Raw genomic sequence first — 8,382 nt, 5'->3', positions numbered from 1 at the left:
AGCGCGGGGGGCGCGACTGGCACCACGCCCGCCGCCACGGCTTCGTCTCGGCGGGCGGCGGCGACTGGTTCTCCCGCACCCTGCGCGCCCTGCCGCACGGCGCGCGGGTGTTCACCCACATCCCGAAGTCCGGGTACGTGGGCGTGGGCACCGTCACCGGCCCGGCGCGGCCCTTCGAGGACGCCGAACTGGAGGTCGGCGGCACCCTGCGGCGGCTGGCCGCGCTGGAGCTGAAGGGCACCTACACCCGGGACGGCGCGGACGGCCCGGGCGAGGGCGGGGAGGACCGCAGGGAGTGGGTCGTCCCGGTCAGCTGGGAGCGTACGGTGCCCCGCGAACTCGCCCTGTGGCGCCCCGGGTTCTTCGCCAACCAGAACTCCGCGTGCAAGCTGCGGGCCCGGTTCACCGCCGAGGAGGTGGCCCGGCACTTCGGCCTCGGCTGACCGGGGTCCGGCCCCGGGCCGTCCGCCGCTCAGCGCAGCACGCGCAGCGCCCGCAGCCGGTTGACGGCGGCGGCCACCTCGTACCGGCGCGGTACGGCGAAGTCCTCGTCGTGCACCGCCAGCAGCGCGCCGACCCCCTCCGGGCCCGCCAGGTCCCGCTCCAGCAGGTCCAGGGCCTGCGCCAGGGTCCGCCGGCCGTCCAGGTGGCCCCGGCGCACCAGCAGTTCGACGGCCAGCCCGACGCCCGTCACCTGCGGCCCGTCCGCCAGCTGTTCGACGGCGCGCAGATCCACCTCGTGTTCGCCGAACACCAGGTAGTCGGTGCCGCGCGAGCGGATCCGGGTCCGGCCCCGGGCGGTGGCGTCCAGGGACGCCGGGTCGGGGCGGCGGTGCACCACACCGGGGAACGACTCGGCCTCCGCCCGCCGCCCGGTGGGGGTGGCCGCGACCTCGCGGGCCCGCGCGGTGACGTCCGCCGGCCGGTAGGCGTCCATCATGATCACCCGGTCGGCGACGTCCAGATAGTCACCGCTGCCGCCCATCACCAGCACCGTGGACACCCCGTGGTCGCGGTGCAGCGAGCGGACCGAGTCCACCAGCGGCGTCAGCGGCTCCCGCTCCTTCGCCACCAGGGCCTGCATCCGGGCGTCCCGGATCATCAGATTGGTGGCGGCGGTGTCCTCGTCGATCAGCAGCACCCGCGCCCCGGCCTCCACCGCCTCGCACAGCGACGCCGCCTGCGAGGTGGAACCGGAGGCGTTGTCCGTGGAGAAGTCGGTGGTGTCCGCGCCGCCCGGCAGATGGTCGACGAACGCGTGCAGATCCACCCGCTCCACCCGGCGCCCGTCCTCCGCCCGCAGCTTCACGGTGTCCGCGCGGGCGGCCACCCGCTCCCGGCCGTCGCCCGGCACGTGATCCCACACGCCCGTCTCCAGGGCGCGCAGCAGCGTCGACTTCCCGTGGAAGCCGCCGCCGACGATCAGCGTCACCCCCTCCGGCACGCCCATGCCGGTGACCTCCCCGGCGTTCGGCAGCGTCACGGTCACCCGCAGCTCGCCGGGCGAGCGGAACGGCACCACACCGCCGCCGCGCGCCGGACGGTCGTCCGCCCCGCTGCGGCGCGGCAGCAGCGACCCGTCCGCCACGAACCCGACCAGGCCGAGCCCGGGCAGCGCCGCGCGCAGCGCCGCCGCGTCCTCGACGGTCTCGACGAACTCCCGAACCCGCGCCGCCTCCAGCGCCCCGGCCCGCAGCGCCCGGTCGGCCAGCCGGGTCAGCCCCGGGCCGAGCAGCCGCCACGCCTCCCGGCCGTCGATCCGGCGGCGCGGCCCGGGCAGCGAGACGCCGAGCCGCAGGGTGACCGAGCCGTCCGGGCCGACCGTGCAGGAGCTGCGGTCCAGCACCTCCTGCCCCCCGGCGTCCAGGTGGTACGCGCGCTCCCCGCGCACCTCCCCGGCGGCGCACCGCACCAGGTACCCGGCGAGCGCCCGCCGCCGTACCGGGGTGGCCCACAGCGCGGGGTCGAATCCGGCCTCCCGGCCGTCGATCCGCAGGGCGACCCGGCCGGGCGGCGCGAACGGGTCCGCCTGGGCCCGCACCAGCCGCAGCGTCCGGCCCGCCCCGAGCCGCCAGTCGCCGGTGAGCCCCCGGTACCGCCCGTACGGCGCCCCGTCGAGCCTCTCCAGCTCCCGCTCCAGCCCGTCCCGCGGCTCCTGCCGTGCCATGTACGCGTCCCGATCCGTGTGGGGGTGTGCCGTCCGCCGCATTGTAGGAAGGGCAGGACCGCCGGTGCCCGCCGCCGGTTCACCGGCCGGTGACGGACGCGTACGCGCGTACGACGGGTGAATGTTCCGGGATCCCCCCGTGCCGGGCGGCCGGCCGCTGCACACTGCTGAGTGCGCTCACCGGGCGGACGGCAACCGCCGTCCGGGGTACTCCGGGCGCCGCGCGCCCGGGCGGACCCGGCGGCGTCCGGGGAGGGGAGGCACACGTGACGGTCGACGAACGGGCGGGCGGCACCGCGCTCCCGGCCCCCGCACCGCCTCCCGTACGGCGCCCGGCCGCCGCCGTCCCCCGCCACGTCGCCTGCGTGATGGACGGCAACGGCCGCTGGGCCGCGCAGCGTTCGCTGCCCCGCACCTCCGGCCACCGGGCGGCCGAGACCACCGTCATCGACGTCATCACGGCCGCCAGGTCGGCGGGCGTCGAATGGCTCAGCCTGTACGCCTTCTCCACCGAGAACTGGCGCCGCCCCGCGGACGAGGTCGACTACCTCATGCGCCTGGTGCGCCGCACGGTGCGCAAACACGCCCCGCTGCTGCACGCGCGCGGCATCCGCTGCCGCTTCCTCGGCGTGAACGACCCGCGGATCCCGGCCGCGCTCACCCGGGACTTCACCGACCTGATGACCCTCACCCGCGGCAACCGGGGCATGACGCTGACCGTGGCGTTCGACCACGGCGGGCGCGGCGACATCGTCGAGGCCGCCCGGTCCCTCATCCGCAGCGGCGTCCCGGCCGAGGCCGTCGACGAACGGCACTTCGCCGACCACCTGCCCTACCCCGACACCCCCGACGTGGACCTCGTCATCCGCACCTCCGGCGAACAGCGCATCTCCAACTTCATGCTCTGGCAGGTCGCGTACGCCGAGTGGATGTTCCCGCCGGTGCTGTGGCCCGACTTCCGCGCGCCGCACTTCGTGGAGTGCCTGCACGCCTACCGGCACCGCGACCGCCGCTTCGGCGCCGTCGCACCGCATCCGAACGGAGAGACCTCACCATGACGGACACCGCCGCACCGCCCGGCTCGCTGTTCGGCCCCGACTCCCAGTTCCACCGGTTCTTCAACGATCCGCGCTGGGCGCTCGCCGTCGTCCGCGCCACCGTGCTGGAGGCCGCCCACCCGCAGGTCGGCGCGGCCCTCATCGACAACTCGACGTTCGTCATGCACCCCTGGCGGCGGCTGCGCAACACGCTGGTGAGCCTCCAGCGCATGTTCGGGCCCGACGAGGCCGTACGGCAGAAGGAAGCCGCGCGCCTCAACCGGCTGCACGCCCGGCTGAGCGGCACCGACGCCCGCGAGCGGCCGTACGACGCGATGGACCCCGGGGTCCGGGCCTGGGTGGTCGCCACGCTCTTCGAAAGCTCCGTCACCATGTGCCGGCTGAGCGGACAGCCCCTGGACCGGGCCACCACCGAACAGCTCTACGCCGAGTTCCGCGCCTTCCTGGCCGCCCTGGGCGTCGACCCGGACCATCTCCCCGCCACGCTGCCCGAGTTCTGGCGGTACTACGACCGGGTGGTCGAGGAGGAACTGGAGGACACCGAGGCGCTGCGCATCATCCTCTTCCGGCTGTTCGACCACCTCCCCGCCCCGCCGCTGCTCACCGCCGTACCGACCGTCTGGGCGGCGGGCCGGGCCCTGGCCGGGCCGGCCCTGGGCACCATCACCGTCGCGTCGCTCCCGGAACCGCTGCGCCGCCGGGCGGGCCTGCCGGAGTTCCCCGGCGCGCAGACGCTCATGCAGAGCGCCTACCTGGCCACCGGCCTGGCCCGGTTCCTGCCCGACGGCTGGCTGCGGACCGAGACGCTCATCGACCTCGCCTACCTGTCCCCGGACGCCGACGGCCCGCACGCGGCGACGCTCGGCGCGCTGCGCGACCGGATGCGGCAGGCCGGCGCGCTGCTCCGGCTGGCCGTCCCCTTCGCCGACCGGGACGGCACGGCGGACGGCGCGGACGGCCCGCGCAGCGCCGAGGCGTTCTTCACCGAGGTACTCGACCAGACCGGCGACGGCTTCGTGGAGTGGCCCGACCTGGCCGCCATGGCCCGCGAACTGTCCACCCGCCTGGACCTGGAGGAGCCGGCGGAGACGCGGCTCTACACCGCGTTCGCCGACTGGTGGCGCGAACTCCAGGCGGAACTGGACACGGACGGCGACGGCCGCGTCAGCCGGGACGAGTACGCCCGGGCCGTCCCGTCCCTGGCCGGGCCCGCGCTGATCAGGGTCGCGGAGGTGCTGTTCGAGGTCACCGACACGGACGGCAACGGCGTCATCGACGAGGCCGAGTACCGCGCCCTGTTCCGCACCGGGTTCCACCGCACGCCGGAGGGCGCGGCGGGCGAGGCGTACACGCGGGCGGCGTTCGTCCGCGACTTCCTCGCCTTCATGACCGGCCGCCGCCGCTCCACCCCGTACGACCCGCTGCTGGCGGACGCGTAGCCGGTTCCCCCGTCAGCGCCCGGCGTGCGCGATGTCCACGACGAGCCGCTCCTCCTCGACCTGCACCCGGTAGGACAGCGGCTCGCCAGTGGGGGTGACGACCCCGATGCCGACGCCGAGTTCGCCCTCGAAGATCCCGAGATCCCGCACCTCGGGTACCACGGCCGTGCCCTCCGTATCGGTGAAGGAACTCTCCTCCGTGACCCCCACGAGCACGATCTTCAGATGCTGGTCGCCCGGCATCTCGACCTCGGTGCCGAGCCCGCCGTGCGCCAGCGGGTCCATGGGGTGAGCTATGTAGTCGGGCACCCCGCCGCGGAACCGCAGCACCACCCGGTCGTACCCGTCGTCCTCCTCCACCATGACCTCCTCCAGCACGGCGGGGGACACATGCGTGCCGTGCCCGTCACCGGAGGTGGTATCGGTGCTCCAGGACTCCTCCTCCACCGGCGCGGAACCCGCCGGCCGGTCCGGCTCCGGCGTCTCGCTCCCGCACCCGCCGGCCAGCAGCACCACGACCCCCGCCACCGCCAGCCCACGCCCGACCAACCCCACCCGACGCATGTCCCAACCTCCCACTCCCGTCGCTGCCACGGAAGGCTCACGTACCCGAATCCCGCCGCGGCAGACCCCTCGGGCCGACCCCGGCGGGCCGGCTCAGCTCGCGATGGGACGCTCCCGCGCCCGCTGCCGGGCGGCGGCGCGCAGCGCCTTGAGGGTGGGGTGGAAGGCGTTGTGCCGGTTCTGGTCGAGGTTCAGCGGAAGGTCGAGGCCGGAGATGAGCGCGCTCTCCAGGAGCCAGGGCCGGGGATGCGCGACCCAGCAGACGCGGGCGTGCCGGGCCATCCAGGCCGACAACTCCGCCTCGCCGCTCGCCCTGAAGGTCATCCGCCGGCCGCTGCCGACCCGGCGCAGCTCAAGACCGAGAAGGCAGCCGAGGGTGAGCCGCAGGGTGGACCCCTCGGCGTTGCCCCGGAAGTGGTACCGCACCCGCGAGCGGAGGCTCTGTCGGCTCGTCCGGACCGCCATGCGCCGTGGCGCGATGCCCACGTACAGCAGCTCGCCCGTCGGCAGGCCCGGGAAGGGCGCCATGTCGAATCGCCAGCCGTACACCCCGGGCACGGCGGGCACCGGACCCGGCCGCCCGAGCACCTCACCGGCCGACCACAACCGCTCGGGCCGGAGCAACGCCTGACGCTCCTCGTCGAACTCCATGGATCCCACCTCACCACACCGCTCGGACACCCGTCCCGGGCCGGCCCCTGCTCGCCCGTGACACTTCCGGCGACTCCACGAGCCCGGACCAGCGCGCAGGGGGGCGAACCATGCCGGTGACGGCCGGGGCGCTCCGGTACCAGAATCGAGTACCAGTGGGGTACGATTTTCCGGTACCGAACAGAAGGGGAGTGGCGACACATGAGCATCAGTGCCAGTGAGGCCAGAAAGACCTTGTTCCCGCTCATCGAACGTGTCAACACCGACCACGACCCGGTACGGATCACGTCCAAGGCCGGGGATGCCGTCCTGATGTCCGCCGAGGACTACGACTCCTGGCAGGAGACCATCTACCTCCTGCGTTCTCCCGCCAATGCCCAGCGGCTCATGGAGGCGATCGCGCGGGACAAGGCGGGCGAGGCCGGGGTCGCGAGGACGATCGACGAGCTCCGGGAGATGGCCGGGGGGGAGGAGTGAGGGATGTCAACTTCGATCCCGCGGCCTGGGAGGACTTCCTTTTCTGGCTGGCGTCGGACAGGAAGGCGGCCCGGCGGATCACCCGGCTCATCGCCGAGATCCAGCGCACCCCGTTCGAGGGCATTGGCAAACCGGAGCCGCTGAGGGGCGACCTCACGGGGTACTGGTCGCGCCGGATCAATGACGAACACCGGCTCGTCTACCGGGCCGACGACAAGGAAGTGAAGATCATCAAGGCCCGCTACCACTACTGACGGTCGGACTCGGTGCAGTGCACGCGGCGCAACAGCCGTCGTCCACGCGGGCGTTGTCCTCTCCGCGCCTGTCCTGCCACCTGCCTCGCACACGTCGAAGGGCCCCACCGCGAACGGTGGGGCCCTTCTGTACAGCCCGGTGAAGGCTGGGCGGAGGATACGAGATTCGAACTCGTGAGGGTGTGAACCCAACACGCTTTCCAAGCGTGCGCCCTAGGCCACTAGGCGAATCCTCCGCCGGAAACAATACAAGACGCGGAGGGGTGGTCGCGACCAGCCGGGGGTGGGGCCGGGAGGGGGCCGGGATCGGGTAGGCTGGCGTCAGCCCCTCACGTGGCGCTATCTCGCTGAACTCCCCCAGGGCCGGAAGGCAGCAAGGGTAGGCGGGCTCTGGTGGGTGCGTGGGGGGCCCTTGTCAGTGGTGGCCGATATCGTCGGGGTTGTGTCGTCTCTCGCGCTGTACCGCCGCTATCGTCCCGAGACCTTCGCCGAGGTCATCGGGCAGGAGCATGTGACCGACCCGCTGCAGCAGGCGCTGCGGAACAACCGGGTCAACCACGCGTATCTCTTCAGCGGCCCGCGCGGCTGCGGCAAGACGACCAGTGCGCGCATCCTGGCCCGCTGTCTCAACTGTGAGCAGGGCCCCACACCCACGCCGTGCGGTACGTGCCAGTCGTGCCGTGATCTCGCCCGGAACGGCCCCGGGTCGATCGATGTGATCGAGATCGACGCCGCCTCGCACGGTGGTGTTGACGACGCGCGTGAGCTGCGGGAGAAGGCGTTCTTCGGGCCCGCCTCCAGCCGGTACAAGATCTACATCGTCGACGAGGCGCACATGGTCACCCCGGCGGGCTTCAACGCCCTGCTGAAGGTGGTCGAGGAGCCGCCCGAGCATCTGAAGTTCATCTTCGCGACCACCGAGCCCGAGAAGGTCATCGGCACCATCCGGTCGCGCACCCATCACTATCCGTTCCGGCTCGTGCCGCCCGGCACCCTGCGCGAGTATCTGGCGCAGGTCTGCGAGCAGGAGGCCATTCCCGTCGAGAGCACCGTGCTGCCGCTGGTGGTGCGGGCCGGCGCCGGGTCGGTGCGGGATTCCATGTCCGTCATGGACCAGCTGCTCGCCGGCGCGGGGGAGAGCGGTGTGACGTACGACATGGCCACCGCGCTGCTCGGGTACACCGACGGCGCGCTGCTCGACGCGGTGGTGGACGCGTTCTCCCGGGGCCGGGAGGGCGGGGCCGCGGCGTTCGGCGTGGTGGACCGTGTCATCGAGGGCGGGCACGATCCGCGGCGGTTCGTCGCGGATCTGCTGGAGCGGCTGCGGGATCTGCTGATCCTGGCGGCCGTGCCGGACGCCGCCGACAAGGGGCTGGTGGACGCGCCCGCCGATGTGCTGGAACGGCTCCAGGCCCAGGCGAACGCGATGGGCGCGGCCGAGCTGAGCCGCGCCGCCGATCTTGTCAATGCCGGGCTGACGGAGATGCGGGGGGCCACCTCGCCCCGGTTGCAGCTGGAGCTGATCTGCGCCCGGGTCCTGCTCCCGGCTGCCTACGGGAACGACGAGCAGGCCCTTCAGGCGCGCCTTGAGCGGTTGGAGCGGCTGGGGCCGGTGGCGCCTGCCGCGGCTCCGGGCGCGGTGGCACCCGGGGCGGCGCCGCCGCCGGTGCGGCCCGCGCCCGCGGCTCCGCAGCAGGCCGCTCCGCCGCCTCCCGCTCCGCAGGCCCCGCAGGCGTCCCAGGCCCCGCAGCAGGCGGTTCCCGCCGCGGAGG

8 protein-coding genes, 1 tRNA gene, 1 other RNA gene and 1 pseudogene are annotated in these 8,382 nt (G+C 73.8%); 7 read left to right on the top strand and 4 right to left on the bottom strand.

Features of this window, described 5'->3' with window-relative positions; genetic code table 11:
- Positions 1–443: pseudogene (locus tag ACFV5N_RS10815) on the top strand (hypothetical protein); the annotation flags it as partial.
- Positions 444–472: 29 nt separating this feature from the next.
- Here the strand turns inward: ACFV5N_RS10815 and ACFV5N_RS10810 are convergent.
- A complete protein-coding gene (locus tag ACFV5N_RS10810) occupies positions 473–2,167 on the bottom strand; it encodes an ABC-ATPase domain-containing protein (RefSeq protein WP_385596998.1) in 1,695 nt (564 codons plus the stop codon).
- A 266-nt stretch (positions 2,168–2,433) separates the two neighbouring features.
- On the opposite strand from ACFV5N_RS10810, the gene uppS reads away from it, so the two are divergent.
- Positions 2,434–3,225 (top strand): polyprenyl diphosphate synthase, encoded by a 792-nt coding sequence (gene uppS, locus ACFV5N_RS10805; RefSeq protein ID WP_385596996.1) that lies wholly within the window; start codon positions 2,434–2,436, stop codon positions 3,223–3,225.
- On the top strand, positions 3,222–4,664 hold the full coding sequence (locus ACFV5N_RS10800; RefSeq protein WP_385596993.1) for an oxygenase MpaB family protein: 1,443 nt from the start codon (positions 3,222–3,224) through the stop codon (positions 4,662–4,664). The genes uppS and ACFV5N_RS10800 overlap by 4 nt, the downstream gene beginning before the upstream one ends.
- 12 nt (positions 4,665–4,676) lie before the next feature.
- Here the strand turns inward: ACFV5N_RS10800 and ACFV5N_RS10795 are convergent, their stop codons facing one another.
- Positions 4,677–5,228 carry a hypothetical protein gene (locus ACFV5N_RS10795; RefSeq protein ID WP_385596990.1) on the bottom strand — a complete coding sequence of 184 codons (552 nt, stop codon included), beginning with the start codon at positions 5,226–5,228 and terminating at the stop codon, positions 4,677–4,679.
- 93 nt (positions 5,229–5,321) lie between these two features.
- Entirely contained in the window at positions 5,322–5,879 is a 558-nt protein-coding gene (locus ACFV5N_RS10790; protein ID WP_385596987.1) for a GIY-YIG nuclease family protein, read from the bottom strand.
- 201 nt (positions 5,880–6,080) lie between these two features.
- Here ACFV5N_RS10790 and ACFV5N_RS10785 point away from each other — a divergent pair, with 201 nt between their 5' ends.
- Complete coding sequence (locus ACFV5N_RS10785) at positions 6,081–6,356, top strand: type II toxin-antitoxin system Phd/YefM family antitoxin (protein WP_385596984.1); 276 nt, start codon at positions 6,081–6,083, stop codon at positions 6,354–6,356.
- Entirely contained in the window at positions 6,353–6,610 is a 258-nt protein-coding gene (locus tag ACFV5N_RS10780; protein WP_385596981.1) for a Txe/YoeB family addiction module toxin, read from the top strand. The genes ACFV5N_RS10785 and ACFV5N_RS10780 overlap by 4 nt, the downstream gene beginning before the upstream one ends.
- 151 nt (positions 6,611–6,761) lie before the next feature.
- Here the strand turns inward: ACFV5N_RS10780 and ACFV5N_RS10775 are convergent.
- Positions 6,762–6,846: transfer RNA gene (locus ACFV5N_RS10775), tRNA-Ser, on the bottom strand.
- An 85-nt stretch (positions 6,847–6,931) separates the two neighbouring features.
- Between ACFV5N_RS10775 and ffs the strand changes: the two genes are divergently transcribed.
- Together ffs and ACFV5N_RS10765 are read left to right on the top strand one after the other, a co-directional pair.
- Positions 6,932–7,026: signal recognition particle sRNA small type (ffs, locus tag ACFV5N_RS10770), an RNA gene on the top strand.
- A 26-nt stretch (positions 7,027–7,052) separates the two neighbouring features.
- Positions 7,053–8,382, top strand: a 1,330-nt coding sequence (locus ACFV5N_RS10765) for a DNA polymerase III subunit gamma and tau (protein WP_385596978.1), incomplete at its 3' end; no start/stop codon positions are given.

Source organism: Streptomyces sp. NPDC059853 (genome assembly GCF_042731495.1).
GTDB lineage: Bacteria > Actinomycetota > Actinomycetes > Streptomycetales > Streptomycetaceae > Streptomyces.
This window is presented reverse-complemented; position numbering and strand designations above follow the sequence as displayed.